General features: G+C 73.0%; 14 protein-coding genes. 6 read left to right on the top strand and 8 right to left on the bottom strand.

From position 1 onward, the window contains the following. Positions 1–534, bottom strand: a complete 534-nt coding sequence (locus V6U81_RS10380) for an HNH endonuclease (protein WP_334487281.1) — start codon at positions 532–534, stop codon at positions 1–3. A 284-nt stretch (positions 535–818) separates the two neighbouring features. On the opposite strand from V6U81_RS10380, the gene V6U81_RS10385 reads away from it, so the two are divergent. From V6U81_RS10385 to V6U81_RS10395, 3 genes are all read left to right on the top strand, one after another. Further along, the gene (locus V6U81_RS10385) at positions 819–1,865 is read left to right on the top strand and encodes a mechanosensitive ion channel family protein (protein WP_420884006.1); all 1,047 of its coding nucleotides are present in this window, start codon (positions 819–821) and stop codon (positions 1,863–1,865) included. A 249-nt stretch (positions 1,866–2,114) separates the two neighbouring features. Then, a complete protein-coding gene (locus tag V6U81_RS10390) occupies positions 2,115–3,488 on the top strand; it encodes an MFS transporter (RefSeq protein WP_334487283.1) in 1,374 nt (457 codons plus the stop codon). Positions 3,489–3,589: 101 nt separating this feature from the next. Next, positions 3,590–3,979 carry a globin gene (locus V6U81_RS10395; RefSeq protein WP_334487533.1) on the top strand — a complete coding sequence of 130 codons (390 nt, stop codon included), beginning with the start codon at positions 3,590–3,592 and terminating at the stop codon, positions 3,977–3,979. A 28-nt stretch (positions 3,980–4,007) separates the two neighbouring features. On the opposite strand, the gene V6U81_RS10400 is transcribed toward V6U81_RS10395, so the two are convergent. From V6U81_RS10400 to ettA, 4 genes are all read right to left on the bottom strand, one after another. Further along, positions 4,008–4,592, bottom strand: coding sequence for a type III secretion system chaperone family protein (locus V6U81_RS10400; RefSeq protein ID WP_334487285.1), 585 nt, complete (start codon positions 4,590–4,592; stop codon positions 4,008–4,010). 149 nt (positions 4,593–4,741) lie between these two features. After that, the gene (locus V6U81_RS10405) at positions 4,742–5,401 is read right to left on the bottom strand and encodes a DUF8185 domain-containing protein (RefSeq protein ID WP_334487535.1); all 660 of its coding nucleotides are present in this window, start codon (positions 5,399–5,401) and stop codon (positions 4,742–4,744) included. A 14-nt stretch (positions 5,402–5,415) separates the two neighbouring features. Beyond that, positions 5,416–5,859 carry an acyl-CoA thioesterase gene (locus V6U81_RS10410; protein ID WP_334487287.1) on the bottom strand — a complete coding sequence of 148 codons (444 nt, stop codon included), beginning with the start codon at positions 5,857–5,859 and terminating at the stop codon, positions 5,416–5,418. Further along, on the bottom strand, positions 5,852–7,528 hold the full coding sequence (gene ettA / locus V6U81_RS10415; protein ID WP_334487289.1) for an energy-dependent translational throttle protein EttA: 1,677 nt from the start codon (positions 7,526–7,528) through the stop codon (positions 5,852–5,854). Before ettA ends, V6U81_RS10410 begins: the two co-directional genes overlap by 8 nt. Before the next feature lie 382 nt (positions 7,529–7,910). On the opposite strand from ettA, the gene V6U81_RS10420 reads away from it, so the two are divergent. Together V6U81_RS10420 and otsB are read left to right on the top strand one after the other, a co-directional pair. Beyond that, complete coding sequence (locus tag V6U81_RS10420; protein WP_334487291.1) at positions 7,911–9,311, top strand: alpha,alpha-trehalose-phosphate synthase (UDP-forming); 1,401 nt, start codon at positions 7,911–7,913, stop codon at positions 9,309–9,311. After that, on the top strand, positions 9,308–11,914 hold the full coding sequence (gene otsB, locus V6U81_RS10425) for a trehalose-phosphatase (RefSeq protein WP_334487293.1): 2,607 nt from the start codon (positions 9,308–9,310) through the stop codon (positions 11,912–11,914). The genes V6U81_RS10420 and otsB overlap by 4 nt, the downstream gene beginning before the upstream one ends. Before the next feature lie 61 nt (positions 11,915–11,975). On the opposite strand, the gene cobA is transcribed toward otsB, so the two are convergent. From cobA to cobC, 3 genes are read right to left on the bottom strand one after another with little or no spacing between them, the layout of a single operon-like run. After that, positions 11,976–13,190, bottom strand: coding sequence for a uroporphyrinogen-III C-methyltransferase (gene cobA, locus V6U81_RS10430; RefSeq protein ID WP_334487295.1), 1,215 nt, complete (start codon positions 13,188–13,190; stop codon positions 11,976–11,978). After that, the gene (gene cobT, locus V6U81_RS10435) at positions 13,187–14,284 is read right to left on the bottom strand and encodes a nicotinate-nucleotide--dimethylbenzimidazole phosphoribosyltransferase (RefSeq protein ID WP_334487538.1); all 1,098 of its coding nucleotides are present in this window, start codon (positions 14,282–14,284) and stop codon (positions 13,187–13,189) included. The genes cobA and cobT overlap by 4 nt, the downstream gene beginning before the upstream one ends. Continuing rightward, positions 14,284–15,369: an Rv2231c family histidinol phosphate aminotransferase CobC gene (gene cobC, locus V6U81_RS10440; protein WP_334487297.1), complete on the bottom strand. Its 1,086-nt coding sequence runs from the start codon at positions 15,367–15,369 to the stop codon at positions 14,284–14,286. The genes cobT and cobC overlap by 1 nt, the downstream gene beginning before the upstream one ends. Before the next feature lie 133 nt (positions 15,370–15,502). Between cobC and V6U81_RS10445 the strand changes: the two genes are divergently transcribed. Further along, positions 15,503–17,635: a transglycosylase domain-containing protein gene (locus tag V6U81_RS10445; protein ID WP_334487299.1), complete on the top strand. Its 2,133-nt coding sequence runs from the start codon at positions 15,503–15,505 to the stop codon at positions 17,633–17,635. Positions 17,636–17,705: the final 70 nt, after the last annotated feature.

Below are 17,705 nucleotides of genomic sequence, written 5' to 3' on the forward strand. Positions count from 1 at the left end.
TCAGGCCGCCTCGGGCTCGCGCAGGTCGAGCCAGTCCGCCCAGCGTGGGTCGGGGGTCCGGTGCCCGAGCACCCGCCAGGCCGTGCCCTTCGGCGCGGCCGGCAGGGAGTGCAGCCGCCAGCCCAGCTCGGCCGGGGTCTTGTCGCCCTTCGTGTGGTTGCACCGGGCGCAGGCGGCAACCACGTTCTCCCAGGCGTGCCGGCCGCCCCGGCTGCGCGGGAAGACGTGGTCGATGGTCTCGGCCGGGCCGCGGCAGTAGGCGCAGCGCCCACCGTCCCGGGCGAAGATCGCCCGCCGGGAGAGCCCGACGTGGGTTCGGTACGGCACCCGGACGAAGCGGGTGAGCCGGACCACCGAGGGGACCGGCAGCGCGTCCCGGGCGCTGTGCAGGACGCCCTCGCCGTCGGCGACGCAGACGGCCTTGGCGGAGAGGACGAGGATGGCGGCGCGACGCACGGACACGACACACAGCGGCTCGTAGGTGGCGTTGAGAACCAGCGCGCTGGAGCCCACCGTGGGTCGTATGTCAGGCATCGTGCTCACCCTCCCGGTCCAGCCGTTCCCACCGCTGGGCACGTCGGTCGGGCCCGGCACAGCCGGTAACCACGACCGACGCCGGCGGGCTCACCGACGTCCGTTGCGCCAATAGTCCCTGATAAGACCCCGGATTGCACGTACTAATCCGGGGTCCCTCATGAAGCTTTCTCCGGTCGTGTGAAGATGTCCGGTTACCAACCGGTGATCATGATGCACCGCGCAGGCCGGACGCCCGGTGGGTCGGCGACGGCCCGCCCCGCCCGGTGCGGTACGAAGACAGGGTGAGCCCTGCCAGCCTGATCTTCCTCGCCGAGCCGATCGACCCCACGCCGTCGCAGGACTGCCTGACGAACACCCTCTGCAAGACCGTGCTGGACGCCACCGACTCGGTCTGGTTCGCCGAGGGCAGCTACTGGATCCTGCTGAAACCCCTGCGGGTCGCCCTGATCCTGCTGCTGGCCGTGATCGCCCGATGGGCGCTGCACCGGACGATCAACCGGCTGGTCCGCACCACCACCGAGGGCTCGGTGCCGACCATGCTCCGGCCGCTGCGGGAGCGGATCCCGTCCGCCTCGCTCACGCCCGAGGAGTTCGTGCCGGAGCGGCGCCGGCAGCGGGCCGAGGCGGTCGGCTCGGTGCTGCGCAGCGTGGTCACGGCCTTCGTCTTCGGCATCGCGCTGCTGATGACCCTGCGCGAGTTCAGCTTCGACCTGGCGCCGCTGCTGGCCAGCGCCGGGATCGCCGGCGTGGCCCTCGGCTTCGGCGCGCAGAGCCTGGTGAAGGACCTGATCGCCGGACTGTTCATGTTGATAGAGGACCAGTACGGCGTCGGCGACACCGTCGACCTCGGCGAGGCGACCGGTGTGGTCGAGTCGGTGGGACTGCGGGTCACCACGGTCCGGGACGGGCGCGGGGTGCTCTGGTACATCCGCAACGGCGAGATCGTCCGGGTGGGCAACAAGAGCCAGGGCTGGGCGCTGGTGGTGGTGGACCTGCCGATCGGCTTCGCCGGTACCGAGGAGGCCAACGCGGTGCTGCGCATCGCCGCCGCCTCGGTGGCGATGGACCCCGACCTGGCCCCGGAGATCGTCGAGCCGCCCGAGGTGCTCGGCGTGGAGCAGATCACCGTGGACGGGGCGGTGATCCGGACGGTGGTCAAGACCACCGCCGAGGGGCAGTTCGCAGTGGGACGCGAGCTGCGCCGCCGGCTGGCCGAGGCGCTGGAGAACTCCGGCATCACGGCCCGGATCGCGGCCGCCCGGCTCTATCCGGGCCGGCTCCCACAGCCCGATTCCACCCCCGGCACCGGCCAGGGTGGCGCCACCTGACCTGCGGGTGAAGCCCGCGTCACGACGAGCGGAAATCCGGGGGTCGCGGACCGCGCGGCCCCTCGGGTATCGTCCGTTCGTTCAGTCGGAGATGCGACGATCGATCCGTTCGCCCTAGCCAGTTGTCAGACTATCGGGCAGAATCCGGTGCACAGCGCTCCCGCCGGAGCGTGATCAAGTCCTCGCTGATCCGTAGATCTGACGACGGGGTCCCGACGGGCCGTCACGAGCGGTCGACGTCGGGGCACGATGGAGGCGACGGTGTCCGAGCGACCCTCCCCGGAGCAGCCGGCCACCTTCAGTGAGGTGTTCGGCCAGGCTGAGTACCGGGCGGTCTTCACGGCCAGCGCGCTCTCCTGGATCGGCGACTACGTCGCCAAGGCGGCCGTCACGGTGCTGGTCTACCAGCAGACCGACGGTTCCGTCGCGCTCTCCGCCGCCGCGTTCGCGGTGAGCTACCTGCCCTGGCTCGTCGGCGGCCCGGTGCTCGCCACCCTGGCCGAGCGGCACCGCTACCGCCAGGTCATGGTCGTCTGTGACGTGGTCCGCATGGCGCTGACCGCGCTGATCGCCGTGCCGCACATGCCGGTCTGGGCGATCCTGGCCCTGCTCTTCGCCACTACCCTGGCCAACCCGCCCAGTCAGGCCGCCAAGTCGGCGCTGCTGCCGGTCATCCTCTCCGGTGACCGCCTGGTGCTCGGGCTGTCGCTGAACGCCAGCGTCGGCCAGGCCGCACAGGTCGTCGGCTACCTGGTCGGCGCGGCGGTGGCCGCCTTCAGCCCGGCCGCGGCGCTGCTGCTCAATGCCGCCACCTTCGCCCTCTCGGCCGTGCTGGTCCGCCTCGGCGTCCGCGACCGGGAACCGGCGATGACCGAGGCGCACCGCAGTCACCTGTTGCGGGAGACCGCCGAGGGCTTCCGGATCGTCTTCGGCACTCCCGTGCTCCGGGCGATCGCGGTGCTGGTGTGGAGCGCCATGCTCTTCTCCATCGTCCCCGAGGGCCTGGCCGCCGCGTGGGCCGGCGAGCGCTCCGACAGCGGGCTCGGCGCCGGGCTGGCGCAGGCCGTCATCATGGCCGCCAACCCGGTGGGCTTCATCCTCGGCGGGCTCCTGATCGGCCGGGCGCTCACGCCGGCCCGCCGGCTAGCGCTGATGCGACCGCTGGCGGTGCTGGCCCCGCTGGCGCTGGTTCCCGCACTGTTCGACCCGCCGCCGACGGTCGTCGCCCTGCTCGCCGCCGCGTGCGGCTTCGCGGTCGCCGGCATGCTGCCGACGGCCAACGGGCTCTTCGTCCGGGCCCTGCCCAACGGGTACCGGGCCCGGGCCTTCGGCGTGATGGCCACCGGCGTCCAGGCGATCCAGGGCGCCGCGGTGCTGATCACCGGGCTGCTCGCCGGCCGGTTCTCGGTGCCCGTGGTGGTCGGCGTGTGGAGCGCCGCCGGGGTGCTGCTGATGCTCGTCGCGGCGCTCCGCTGGCCGGACCGGACGACGGTCGACTCGGCGGTGGAGGCCGCCGAGCGGGCCAACGAGTCGGTGACGAGGGGTGACCGGGCGCACACCGCCGGCGCTCGTGCCGGCCGCGCAGCGGGCGAACACGGCCGCCGCAGCCACGCTGTGACGTGATCGGCAGTGGCCGGGGCGGTACGCCCCGGTCGGCCCGCCACCGCACCTGGCAGGATGGAACGGTGAATCCCGCAGCTGAGTCCGACCGGCCCGGTGCGTCGATGACCCTCTTCGAGGCGGTCGGCGGCGAGCCGACGTTCCGCAAGTTGGTCGACGAGTTCTACGCGGGGGTGGCCACCGATCCGCTGCTGCGACCGATGTACCCGGAGGAGGACCTCGGGCCGGCCGCCGACCGGCTGGCCCTCTTCCTGATGCAGTACTGGGGCGGCCCGAACACCTACTCCGCGCAGCGTGGCCACCCGCGGCTGCGCATGCGGCACGCCTCGTTCCGGATCGGCGCGGCCGAGCGCGACGCCTGGCTGCACCACATGCGACGGGCGGTCGACCGGCTGGACCTGCCGCCGGAGATCGCCGTGGCGCTCTGGGAGTACCTGGAGCGCGCCGCGTACTTCATGGTCAACGTGATGGAGGACCCGGCCGAGGGCGCCTGAGCGGCGCCGCCCGGCCGGCCCGCCCGGTTCAGAGCAGGGCGCCCTCGTCGTGCAGCCAGTCCACGAAGGTGGTCGCCACCGCGGCCCCGCAGTCGATCATCTCGACCAGCAGCGCGTCGTGCGTGCCCGCGCCGAGCGGCACCTGGAGCTCGGCGTAGATGGGCAGCTGACCACGCTCGGTCGGGTCACCGATGTATGCCTTGCAGAACCGGCGGGTGTGGTTCCACTCGTTGACCACCCGGTAGGCACGGTCGGCCCAGTCCGGCGGAACGGTCGCGTGTGGACGGGCCCGCATCACCAGGATCTCGTCCTCCGGGCCCTCCAGGGTGACCAGCACCGCGTGCCGCTCCCACATGGCCAGCAGGTTGCCGTCGCCGTCGGCCAGGTACCGCACGTCCAGCAGGTCCAGCGCGTCACAGACCCGACGCAGGGTGACCGGCTCGACGGCGACCGGCATGTCCGTGATCACGGACCGGTCGGCGGCCGGACAATCGTCCCCCGGCTGACGGGGGGCCGGTGGTCCGACCCGGACGGTGCTGTCCACTGTGATCCCGCTTCGAGTTTCCGGGTCGCCGCCGCCGGCGGGACCAGGGCGCCATGACCACCACGGCATCGCTCGCGCACCTCACTCCCCAGCGGATCCGGACGCCTACGGTGCGTTGGATCCGAGGATGGACGGTACCCGGACAGCCGGGTTGAAGCACCCCCCTAACGGCAGCCCCAGCCCGGAAGAATGACCACAGGTCATACTTTCGGACGAACCTATGCCGGCCGGACGGCGAGCTCCGAGACGGTGCGCGCCCATGCCGCTCCGTAGGGTCCCGCCAGCCCGACCCAGCGTCCGGCCACCCGCACCTGGGCCTGCCCGGTGCCGCCGGACGGCTCCGGCGGGCCGAGGAAGCCCATCCGGACCACGGCCTGGACCAGGCGCTGGGACACCTCGACCGGCTCTCCCGGCGGGTCGTCCGGGCGGACCGTCACCGCCACGTGGTCGAGCAGGGCGTCCCGGAGCACGCGCTGCCCCACCGCGCGCCCGGCCACCCCCTCGGTCGCGGCGGTACGCAGGGTGCCGGCCGCCGCCTCGGCGACCCGCCGCAGCTCCGCCGCCGGAATCAGCTCGACCCGGCGGCTCGCGCCGGGCGGCAGCGGCCAGCGCCACTGGGCGTCCCGACGGGCCGGCAGCGCGTCGTCGGCCGCCGCCAGCCGGGCCAGCAGGTCGGCCGCGCCGACCGTCACGTCGTCCGGCGCGGTACCGGAGACGGTGCGGACGACCAGCACGTCCCAGGGCAGCCGGGCCCAGAGCGCCGTCCGGCCGGCCCCGGCCACCGGGCGGAGCCGGACCACGGTGGCCGGGTCGAACCGGACCAGCCGGGCCAGGAAGGCACCCGCGTCGGCGACCCCCGACAGCCCGTGTCCGACCATCACCGGCCCGCCACTCACGCCGCCCCGCCCGGCGCGTACGAGAGCAGGAAGGCCCGCTCCTCGTCGCTGAGCCGCCGGGGCAGCTTGCGGGTCAGGTCGAACGGGACCAGCACCGAACGGGCGGTGCTGGCCAGCACGTCGCCGTCGTAGAGCTCGTACGCGACGGTGAACGAAGCGGCCCGGATCTGCTCCACCCACAGTTCGATCCGGACGGTCGGGGCCGCCTCCGCGGTGGCCCGGCCGAGCGCGTAGTCGACCGGGCGCAGGTAGTCGACCTCGTGCCGGCGGATGACGACGCCGTCGGCGAACGAGCCCACCCCCCACGCCCGGCCCCCGGCGAACATCAACGCCACCCGCGCCTCCTCGTAGAGCGTGAGGAAGCGCGAGTTGTTGACGTGGCCGTACGCGTCCAGGTCGGACCAGCGCAGCGTGCAGTGGTAGACGAACCGGTCAGTCACGGGTGAGCTTGCGGTAGGTCACCCGGTGCGGGCGGGCGGCCTCGGCGCCGAGCCGGTCGATCTTGTTCTTCTCGTACGCGTCGAAGTTGCCCTCGAACCAGAACCACTTCGCCGGGTTCTGGTCGTCGCCCTCCCAGGCCAGGATGTGCGTGGCGACCCGGTCCAGGAACATCCGGTCGTGGGAGATGACCACGGCGCAGCCGGGGAACTCCAGCAGCGCGTTCTCCAGGCTGGAGAGGGTCTCCACGTCCAGGTCGTTCGTCGGCTCGTCGAGGAGGATGACGTTGCCGCCGATCTTCAGGGTCAGCGCCAGGTTGAGCCGGTTGCGCTCGCCGCCGGAGAGCACCTTGGTCGGCTTCTGCTGGTCGGGGCCCTTGAAGCCGAAGGCGGCGATGTACGCCCGGGACGGCATCTCGACCTTGCCGACCATCAGGTAGTCGAGGCCGTCGGAGACGACCTCCCAGACGGTCTTGTCCCCGGCGAGGCCCTGCCGGTTCTGGTCGACGTACGACAGCGAGACGGTGGGGCCGACCCTGACCTCGCCGCCGGTCGGCTGCTCCAGCCCGACGATGGTCTTGAACAGGGTGGTCTTGCCGACGCCGTTCGGACCGATGATGCCGACGATGCCGTTGCGCGGCAGCGAGAACGACAGGTCGTCGATCAGCAGCCGGTCGCCGAAGCCCTTGCTCAGGCTGTGCGCCTCGATGACCGTGCTGCCGAGGCGGGGGCCCGGCGGGATCTGGATCTCCTCGAAGTCCAGCTTGCGGGTCTTCTCCGCCTCGGTGGCCATCTCGTCGTACCGGTCGAGGCGGGCCTTGGACTTGGTCTGGCGGGCCTTGGCGTTGGAGCGGACCCACTCCAGTTCCTCGGTGAGCCGCTTCTTCATCTTGGCGTCGCGGCGACCCTCGACGGCGAGCCGGGCGGCCTTCTTCTCCAGGTAGGTGGAGTAGTTGCCCTCGTACGGGTAGGTGCGGCCGCGGTCCAGCTCCAGGATCCAGTTGGCCACGTTGTCGAGGAAGTACCGGTCGTGGGTGATCGCCATGACGGTGCCGGCGTACTTGGCCAGGTGCTGCTCCAGCCAGGAGACGCTCTCCGCGTCCAGGTGGTTGGTGGGCTCGTCGAGCAGCAGCAGGTCGGGCGCCTCGAGCAGCAGCTTGCAGAGCGCGACCCGGCGGCGCTCACCACCGGAGAGCTGGGTGACGTCGGCGTCCGGCGGCGGGCAGCGCAGCGCGTCCATGGCCAGTTCGAGCTTGGAGTCGATGTCCCAGGCGTCGGCGTGGTCCAGCTCCTCCTGGAGCTTGCCCATCTCCTCCATCAGCTCGTCGGAGTAGTCGGTGGCCATCTGCTCGGCGATCTTGTTGAACCGCTCCAGCTTGGCCTTCGTCTCCGCGACGGCCTCCTCGACGTTGCCGAGGACGGTCTTGGCGTCGTTGAGCGCGGGCTCCTGGGCGAGCATGCCGACGGTGTAGCCGGGCATGAGCCGGGCCTCGCCGTTGCTCGGCCGGTCCCACCCTGCCATGATCTTGAGGAGGCTGGACTTACCGGCGCCGTTCGGGCCGACCACACCGATCTTGGCCCCCGGCAGGAAGTTCAGCGTCACGTTGTCGAGCACGACCTTGTCGCCGTGCGCCTTGCGCGCCTTTTCCAGGACGTAGATGAACTGGGCCACGGTGCGGGCTACCTCCGTCGGTTGCTGTCGCCTGATGGGCGGCGCGGGCGCGGGCTGCGACTCCGCCCGCCACCGCCGGCCGGGAGCCGGCCGCACGCACGCCATCGTCAATCCTGACAGGTACGGCCCGCTTCGCCCACATCACCCCGCCGGAGGAGTACGGCGGCGAGCCGCGTCGCCGGCGGCTGATGCCGGCCTGGTGCTCGAGAAGCGGCAGGCCGCGCTCATCCCGGCGCTCCGACCAGGGCATGTCGGCAAGATCACGGGTAGGGTTCGGCGATCGTGGGACGGGTACGGAACTCCGGCACGGGGCTCCAGAGGCCGCAGCTACGCTCAGTACGCTCATCGCGGTGGACCCGTCAGCACCCGGAGGTGGCCGATCGTGACCGTCCGTAGCTCCTTTGTCGTAGTGGCAAACCGATTGCCGGTCGACGAGGTGAGCACACCCGAGGGACGGCAGTGGCGACGCAGCCCCGGCGGGCTGGTCACCGCGCTGCATCCCGTGCTGGCCGAGCAGCGCGGCACCTGGGTCGGCTGGGCCGGCGGCACCGGCCCCGCTCCCGAGCCGTTCGACCTGGAGGGCATCCGCCTGCACCCGGTGCCGCTGAGCGCCGAGGAGCTGGAGCGCTACTACGAGGGCCAGTCCAACGCGACGATCTGGCCGCTCTACCACGACGCGGTGGAGACCCCGGCCTACAAGCGCCGCTGGCGCGAGGCGTACCGCCTGGTTAACGCCCGGTTCGCGGAGGCGGCGGCGGACGTCGCCGCGGAGGGCGCGACGGTCTGGGTGCAGGACTACCAGCTCCAGCTGGTGCCGTCGATGCTCCGGGAGCTCCGGCCGGACCTGAAGATCGGGTTCTTCCTGCACATCCCGTTCCCGCCGATCGAGCTGTTCATGCAGATGCCGTTCCGCACCGAGATCCTGCGCGGCCTGCTCGGCTCCGACCTGGTCGGCTTCCAGCAGCGGCTGGCCGCGCAGAACTTCGTCCGGCTGGCCCGGCACCTGCTCGGCCTGCGCTACGAGGGCCAGATGATCCAGGTGGACGGCCGCCAGGTGAAGGCCGGTGCCTTCCCCATCTCGATCGACACCCGGGAGATGGAGCGGATGGCCTCCGACCCGGCCGTCCAGGCCCGGGCCAAGCAGATCCGCGAGGAGCTGGGCAACCCCAAGACGATCATCCTGGGCGTGGACCGGCTGGACTACACCAAGGGCATCGAGCTGAGGCTGAAGGCCTTCCGCGAACTTCTCGCTGACGGAAAGTTGACAGTTCCCGATGCGGTTATGGTGCAGGTCGCCACCCCGAGCCGGGAGCGCGTGGAGCACTACCAGGCACTTCGCGTCAAGGTGGAGCGCGAGGTTGGTCGGATTAATGGCGAATTCGGACGGGTCGGCGTGCCGGCGGTGCATTATCTGCATCAGTCGTACAGTCGCTCCGAACTGGCCGCGATGTACGTCGCGGCCGACGTGATGATGGTGACCCCGCTGCGAGACGGAATGAATCTGGTGGCCAAGGAGTACGTGGCATCGCGCGCCGACCAGGGCGGCGCGCTCGTGCTCAGTGAGTTCGCCGGCGCCGCCACCGAGCTGCGCCAGGCGTTCCTGTGCAACCCGCACGATCCCGACGCGGTCAAGGACGCGCTGCTGCGGGCCGTACACGTGGAGAAGCCGGAGGCCCGCCGCCGCATGCGGATAATGCAACGCCACCTACGCACCCACGACGTGGGGCACTGGGCCAAGTCCTTCCTCACCGAGCTCGGCACCCCGGAGGCGGAGACCGCATGAGCGCCCCGCCGACCGACATCGTCACCCCCGCCGCCGGGACGATGGACCCGGAGCTGCGCGCCGCCATCGGGCGGATCGCCCGGGTCCCCCAGCTCCTGGTCGCCTGCGACTACGACGGCACCCTCGCCCCGATCGTCGAGGACCCGAGCAAGGCCGTCCCGCTGCCCGAGTCGGTGGCCGCCATCCGCGCGCTGGCCGCACTGCCGCAGACCACCGTCGCGGTGGTCTCCGGCCGCGCCCTGCGCGACCTGGCCGCCCTGTCCCGGCTGCCCAGCGAGGTCCACCTGGTCGGCAGCCACGGGTCCGAGTTCGACATCGGCTTCGTCGAGCGGCTCTCCCCGGAGCTGGTCGCCGTCCGCACCCGGCTGCGCGACGCGCTGCGCGAGATCGCCGCGGCCCACCCCGGCATCCGGCTGGAGCGCAAGCCGGCCAGCGTCGCGGTGCACACCCGGGGCGTCGACCCGCAGGTCGCCGCGGCGGCCATCGAGGCGGTCCGCAACGGCCCCGCCAAGTGGGACGACGTGACGGTCACCCAGGGCAAGGAGGTCATCGAGCTGTCGGTGGTCGCCACCCACAAGGGCACCGCCGTCGACCAGCTACGCACCCAGCTCTCGGCCAGCGCGGTGCTCTTCATCGGCGACGACGTCACCGACGAGAACGCCTTCGGCAACCTGCACGGCCCGGACGTCGGCATCAAGATCGGCCCCGGCGACACCCAGGCGCACTACCGGGTGGCCGAGCCGATCGAGGCCGCGCGGGCGCTCGGCCTGCTGCTGGAGACCCGCCGGCACTGGCTCTTCGGCGAGCGGGCGGTCCCGATCGAGCGGCACTCGATGCTGGCCAACGGCCGTACCGTCGCCCTGCTCACCCCCGAGGCCAAGGTCACCTGGCTCTGCCACCCCAAGCCCGACTCGGCGGCGATCTTCGCCGACCTGGTCGGGGGCAGCCCGGCCGGGCACTTCAGCATCACTCCGGAGCGGGGCGGCATCCCGCTCGGGCAGCGCTACCGCAACGGCACGATGACCGTGGAGACCCGGTGGTCCGGGCTCACCGTCACCGACTGGCTCGACCTGCCGGCGAAGGAGACCACCCCGGACGGCCCGGCCGTGGTCACCGGCGACTCCACGCTGGTCCGGTTGCTCACCGGCTCCGGCCGGGCCCGGATCGAGTTCGCCCCCCGGCCCGAGTTCGGCCAGGTGCAGGTGCAGTTGCAGCCGATGGACGACGGCCTGCTGGTGCTCGGCTCCAACGAGCCGGTCGCGCTCTACTCCCCCGGCGTCGAGTGGCAGGTCGGCAACGACGGCGGGTACGAGACGGCGCAGGCCGTGGTCGACCTCTCCGCCGCCGGCGGCCAGGTCGTGCTGGAGCTGCGCTTCGCCACGCACAGCCTGGAGCACCACGCGGTGCCGATCCACCAGCGCCAGACCGCCGCCGAGCAGCCCTGGAAGGACTGGGTGGCCTCGCTGAGGCTGCCCTCCACCGCCCGGGACCTGGTCGCCCGCAGCGCGCTCACCCTGCGCGGGCTCTGCCACGAGGCGACCGGTTCGATCCTCGCCGCCGCCACCACCTCGCTCCCCGAGGAGCTGGGCGGGGTCCGGAACTGGGACTACCGCTACTGCTGGCTGCGGGACGCGGCACTGACCGCCCGCGCGCTGGTCGACCTGGGTTCCCTCGAGGAGGCCGAGGCGCTGCTGCGCTGGGTGGACGGCTGCATCGAGCGCACCGGCGGCCACCCGGAGCGGCTGCACCCGCTCTACACGGTCGACGGCTACGAGCTGGGCGCCGAGGCGGTCATCGACACCCTGCCCGGCTACGCCGGCTCCCGGCCGGTCCGGGTCGGCAACCTCGCCAACCACCAGCTCCAGCTGGACGTCTTCGGCCCCATCGCGGACCTGATCGCCGCCGTGGCCGACGCGCGCGGCTCGGTCCGCGAGGACGAGTGGCGGGTGCTGGAGAACATGGTCGAGGCGGTCCGCCGCCGCTGGCACGAGCCCGACCACGGCATCTGGGAGGCCCGCCTCGCGCCGCGGCACCACATCTTCTCCAAGGTGATGTGCTGGATGACCGTTGACCGGGCGCTGCACGTGCTGCGCCAGCACGGCGGCGAGGACCAGCCCGAGTGGGTGGAGCTGCGCGACCGGATCGGCGCCAACGTGCTGGAGTACGGCTGGCACGAGGAGGCCGAGGCGTACAGCGTCGCGTACGGCGACGAGGACATGGACGCCTCCTCGCTCTGGATCGGCCTCTCCGGCCTGCTCCCCGGCGACGACCCGCGCTTCCTCTCCACCGTGCTCAAGATCGAGGCGGACCTGCGCAGCGGCCCGGTCGTCTACCGGTACCACTGGGACGACGGCCTGCCCGGCCGGGAGGGCGGCTTCCACATCTGCACGGCGTGGCTGATCGAGGCGTACCTGCGCACCGGCCGCCGCACCGACGCGGAGGAGCTGTTCCGGCTGATGGTCGACACGGCGGGCCCGACCGGGCTGCTCCCCGAGCAGTACGACCCGCTGGCCGAGCGGGGGCTGGGCAACCACCCGCAGGCGTACAGCCACCTCGGGCTGATCCGCTGCGCCCTGCTGCTGGACGACATGCTCAAGCACTGACCTCAGCGCGTGCACGGCGGTCGGAGACCTCGTCTCCGACCGCCGTCGCGCATCCGCAGCGTCACACGTCGAGAGCGCCGACCACGTCGCCGATCACCACGATCGCCGGCGGGCGCAGGCCGGCCGCGACCACGTCCGCGGCCACCGCGCCCAGGGTCGACCGCAGCGACCGTTGGGCGCCGGTCGTCCCCTCCTGGACCACCGCGACCGGGGTGGCCGGATCCTTGCCGTGCCCGACCAGGGTGGCGGTGATCGCCGCGAGGTTCTTCAACCCCATCAGCACGACCAGGGTCCCGCGCAGGCCGGCCAGCGCCTCCCACCGCACCAGCGAGGCCGGGGAGTCCGGCGCGACGTGGCCGGAGACGACGGTGAACTCGTGCGCCACGGACCGGTGGGTCACCGGGACGCCGGCCGCCGCCGGCACGGCGATCGCGCTGGTCACCCCCGGCACCACGGTCAGCGGTACGCCGGCCGCCGCGCAGGCCAGCAGCTCCTCGCCGCCCCGGCCGAAGACGTACGGGTCGCCGCCCTTGAGCCGGACGACCACCTTTCCGGCCCGCGCCCGGTCCACCAGGATCCGGTTGATCTCCTCCTGGGCCCGGGACGGGCCGTACGGGATCTTGGAGGCGTCGACCAGCTCGACGTCCGGGCGAAGCTCGTCCAGGAGCAGCCCGGGTACCAGCCGGTCGGCGACCACCACGTCCGCCTCGGTGAGCAGCCGCCACCCCTTCACGGTGATCAGCTCCGGGTCACCCGGCCCGGCCCCCACCAGCGCGACCCGCCCGACGGCGACCTCGGCGGGCGCCCCCGCCGCCAGTCCGGTCCGCACGGTCAGCAGTTCCCGGATCGCGTCCCGGACCCCCATCGCCCGGCGCGGGTCGCCGCCACCGAGCACCGCCACGGTGACCGGCCCGTGCCGGGTCACCGCGGGCGTCCAGGCGGTCGCGGCGGCGCGGTCGTCGGCGCGTACGCAGAAGATCCGCCGCTCGGCGGCGGCGGCGCTGACCGACGCGGCGGCGACCGGGTCGTCGACCGCGACCTGGACCAGCCACGCCCCGGCCAGGTCATCCGGGACGAAGCGGCGGGGCAGCCAGTGCAGCCGACCGGCGTCGGCGTGCCCGTGCAGGGCCGGGGTCAGCTCCGGGGCGACGAGGAGCACGTCGGCGCCGGCGTCCAGCAGCGCCGGCACCCGCCGGGTGGCGACCGCTCCCCCGCCCACCACGACCACCCGCCGGCCGGCCAGCCGCAGGCCGAGGGGGTAGGGGTTGTCGCTCACTTCTCGGAGACCCCCGCCGAGTCGAAGGTGGCGACCTCGTGCAGCACCCGGACCGCGCCGGTGACCACCGGCAGCGCCAGCAGCGCGCCGGTGCCCTCGCCCAGGCGCAGGCCGAGGTCGATCAGCGGCGTCAGGTCGAGGTGTCGCAGCGCCACGGTGGCGCCCGGCTCGGCCGAGCGGTGCCCGGCGACCATCGCGCCGGCCGCAGCCGGGGCGAGGGCCGCCGCGACGAGCGCCGCGCTGGCCGCGATCACCCCGTCGAGCAGCACCGGGACCCGACGGGCAGCGGCGCCGAGGATCAGCCCGGCCAGCGCGGCGTGCTCCAGGCCGCCGACGGCGGCCAGCACGCCCAGCGGGTCCGCCGGGTCGGGCCGGTGCCGGGCCAGCGCCGCCCGCACCACGTCGATCTTGCGCCGGTACGTCTCGTCGTCCACCCCGGTGCCCCGGCCGGTGGCCTCGGCGGGATCGACGCCGACGAGCGCGGCGACCAGGGCCGCCGACGGGGTGGTGTTGCCGATGCCCATGTCGCCGGTGAGCAGGATGCCCGCCCCGGCGTCGATCAGCTCCCCGGCGATCCGGATGCCGGTCTCCACCGCCGCGCGGGCCTCGTCGCGGGTGAGCGCGGCGGTGACCGTCATGTCCCGGGTGCCCCGGCGGACGTTCGCGGCGACCAGGCGGGGCGCGACAGCCTGGCCGTCCCGGTCGGATCCGGCCGGGACCGCGTCCGGGTCGACCGGGAGCGGGGTGGCCACGCCGACGTCGACCACGGTGACCGAGGCGCCGGCCTGCCGGGCGAAGGCGTTGACCACCGCGCCGCCGGCCAGGAAGTTGGCGATCATCTGAGCGGTGACCTCCTGCGGCCACGGGGTGACGCCCTGGGCGTGCACGCCGTGGTCACCCGCGAAGATCGCCACCGCGGCCGGCTCGGGCAGCGGCGGCGGGCACGACCCGGCCAGCCCGGCGAGGCGTACCGAGAGCTCCTCCAGGGCGCCGAGGGAACCGGCCGGCTTGGTGAGCCGCCCCTGGAGGTCGCGGGCGGCAGCCATCGCCGGCTCGTCGAGCGGCCCGATCGCCGCAATCGTGGTCTCCAGCATCATGCCTCCAGGATCTCCGCGAGTACCTCGGTGAACGCGTCAGTGGTGCCCGGGTCGCGGACCGCGACGCGCAGCCAGTCGGGGCCGAGTCCCGGGAAGGTGTCGCCGCGCCGGACCGCCCAGCCACGCTCGCGCAGGGCCTCCCGGATCCGGTCCGCGCCGGCCAGGTGCAGCAGGACGAAGGCGCTGGCCGGGCGGCCTGCGACGCGTACCCCGGGCAGGGCCGACAGGCGGGCGACCAGGTGCTCGCGGTCGGCGGCGAGCCGGGCGGCGATCGCGCGCTCGGCCGCGATGGCGGCCGGCGACGCGCAGGCGGTGGCGGCGGCGAGCGCCGGGGTGGAGACGGCCCAGAGCGGCTGGACGGCGGCCAGCCGGGCCAGCAGCGCGGCCTCACCGAGCAGGTAGCCGATCCGCAGCCCGGCCAGCCCCCAGGTCTTGGTGAGGCTGCGGACCACCACCAGGCCGGGCAGGTCCCGCCGGCCGGCGAGGGACTCCGGCTCGCCGTCCGCACCGGGGGCGCCGGTGGTGTCGGCGAACGCCTCGTCGACCACCAGCACCCGGCCCGGCCGGGCCAGCGCGGCCAGGTCGGCGGCGGGATGCAGCACCGAGGTGGGGTTGGTCGGGTTGCCGATCATGACCAGGTCGGCGTCGGCCGGTACCCGGGCCGGGTCGAGCCGGAAGCCGTCGGCGGGATCGAGCAGCAGCCGGTCCACCGCGTGCCCGGCCGCGCGCAGCGCCGCCTCCGGCTCGGTGAACTGGGGGTGCACCACCACCGGGCGGCGCGCCCCGGTCAGCGCCCGGGCGAGCAGCACGAAGCCCTCGGCGGCGCCGGCGGTCAGCAGCACCTCCTCCGGGGGACGGCCGTGCCGGGCGGCGACGGCGGCCCGGGCCGGCCGGGGATCCGGGTACGCGGCCAGCTCGCCCAGCGAAGCGGTGAGCGGGTCGGCCAGCCAGTCCGGCATCACGTCCCGGCGGACGTTCACGGCCAGGTCGATCAGGCCCGGGGTGGCCTCGGCGTCCCCGTGGTGCCCGAGATCGGGCTCGTTCCCGGTGCCCGACGGCACGTCGATCAGCTGACCACGCATGTCCGTGATCCTGCCGGGAAGCCGCCGTACGGGACAGCGGATCCCAACGTGGGTCACGTCACCGCCCGGCGGCACCCTCGCCCGTTTATGAATTCTTCTCATTTCCGAATCGGAAATGTCATAACTTGACCATGTGAGCAACCGACCCCTTGCTGCCGCTGGTCGTTCCGTTCCTCTCCTGCGCGCCGGGCTGATCGCCGGCATCGTGATCGCCGCCGCGGCGTACCCGTTGGCCGCCTTCACCGGCGTCGGCGCGAAGGCCACCGCCCACGCGGTCGAGCAGAAGACCGACATCCTGCGCACCGCGCTCCCGGCCGAGACGTCGTACCTCTACGCGCCCGACGGCAAGACCGTGCTGACCATGTTCTACGAGGAGTACCGGCAGTACACGAAGCTGTCGGACATGTCGCCCAACATCCAGCAGGCGATCGTCGCCGCCGAGGACAACCGCTTCTACCAGCACCACGGCGTCGACCCGAAGGGCGTGGCCCGCGCCTTCGTGGCCAACGCCCGCTCCAGCGGCGTCTCCCAGGGCGCCTCCACGCTGACCATGCAGTACGTGCGGATGGCCCTGCGGGACAGCGCCAAGACGCCGAAGGAGGTCCAGGAGGCCACCCAGCAGACCAGCCTGCGCAAGGTCAAGGAGATGCGGATGGCGCTGGACGTCGAGAAGGCGCTCACCAAGGACGAGATCCTGGAGCGCTACCTCAACTCGGCGTACTTCGGCCACCGGGCGTACGGCATCTACGCCGCCTCGCAGATCTTCTTCTCCAAGACCCCGGCCACGCTCACCCCGGTCGAGGCGGCCACCCTCGCCGGCCTGGTCAAGTCCCCCTCCGAGTACGACCCGATCAGCTCGGACCAGAAGGACGCCACCGGCCGGCGCAACTACGTGCTCGACCGGATGTCCCAGCTGGGCTACCTCTCCCCGGACGCGGCGGCCGTGGCCAAGGCCGAACCGATCCGCACCCGGGTCACCAACCCGCCCAACGACTGCGCCTCCATGCCCGAGAAGTACCGGAGCTGGGGCTTCGCCTGCGACTACGTGAAGAACTGGTGGAGCGCCCAGCCGGCGTTCGGCGAGAACCGGCTGGAACGGATGGACAAGCTGCGCCGCGGCGGCTACCGGCTCGTACTCGGCCTCGACCCGAAGATCCAGGAGGCGGCGGAGAAGAACGTCGGCGCGAAGGACGGGGTCGGCAGCCCCTTCGCCAACGGCATCGTGGTCTCCGAACCGGGCACCGGCCGGGTCAAGGCGATGGCGGTCAACCGGACGTACTCGCTGGACCTGAGCCAGAACGGGCCCAGTTCCAACCCGGAGGCGGACCCCAGCGTCAAGGCGAACTACCCGAACACGGTGGCGCCCCTGCTCGGCGGGGGCAGCCTCCCCGGGTACCAGGCCGGATCGACGTTCAAGATGTTCCCGATGCTCGCCGCGCTCGACGCCGGGATGCCGCTCTCCACCGCGTACGACTCGCCGTACCGCTACAAGTCCGCCGTCTACGACGGGTGGGCGCCGTCCAACGCCTCCGGGGCGATGACCGGCCGGCAGACCATGTGGTCCGGCTTCGGCAAGTCGGTGAACACGTACTTCGTCCAGCTTGAGGAGCAGATCGGCGCGGACCGGGCGGTGCGCCTCGCCGAACAGCTCGGGCTGCGCTGGCGTACCGACGTGGACCGGGAGCAGGCGTCCCCGACCAAGGCGAAGAAGTGGGGTGCGTTCACCCTCGGCGTCTCCGACGCCACCCCGCTGGAGATGGCCAACGCGTACGCCGCGATCGCCGCGGACGGCCGGTACTGCGAGGCGATGCCGGTCACCTCGATCACCAACCGGGACGGCACCCCGGCCACCTACCGGACGGCGGGCGGCATCGAGCGGGAGGTGGCCAAGCCGCGCTGCCGGCAGGTGGTCAACGCCGACGCGGCCCGGGCGGCCACCGACGCGGCCCGCTGCCCCACCGGCGACACCCCGGCCCGCGGCGCCTGCGGCGGCTGGTCGACGGCGGACAGCGTCCGGGGCACGGTGGGCCGCCCGGTGGCCGGCAAGACCGGTACCACCGACAGCACCCGGTCGGCCTGGTTCGTCGGGTACACCCCGGAACTGGCGGCGGCGAGCTTCATCGCCGACCCGGACAACCCGTTCAACGCCGTGGGTGACGGGCAGTCGCAGATCCCGGTGAACGCGGTCGCCCAGACCCTGCGCGACGGGCTGAAGGGCACGGCCACCCGCCAGTTCACCCCACCGTCGGACCGCATGGTCGGGTGACGCCCGCCCGCCGGTGGTGGGTCACGAGCTTCGCGTCAGGAACGGTGCGGTTCCTGGCGCGAACCTCGTT

It is taken from the genome of Micromonospora lacuserhaii (assembly GCF_036902735.1).
Lineage (GTDB): Bacteria > Actinomycetota > Actinomycetes > Mycobacteriales > Micromonosporaceae > Micromonospora.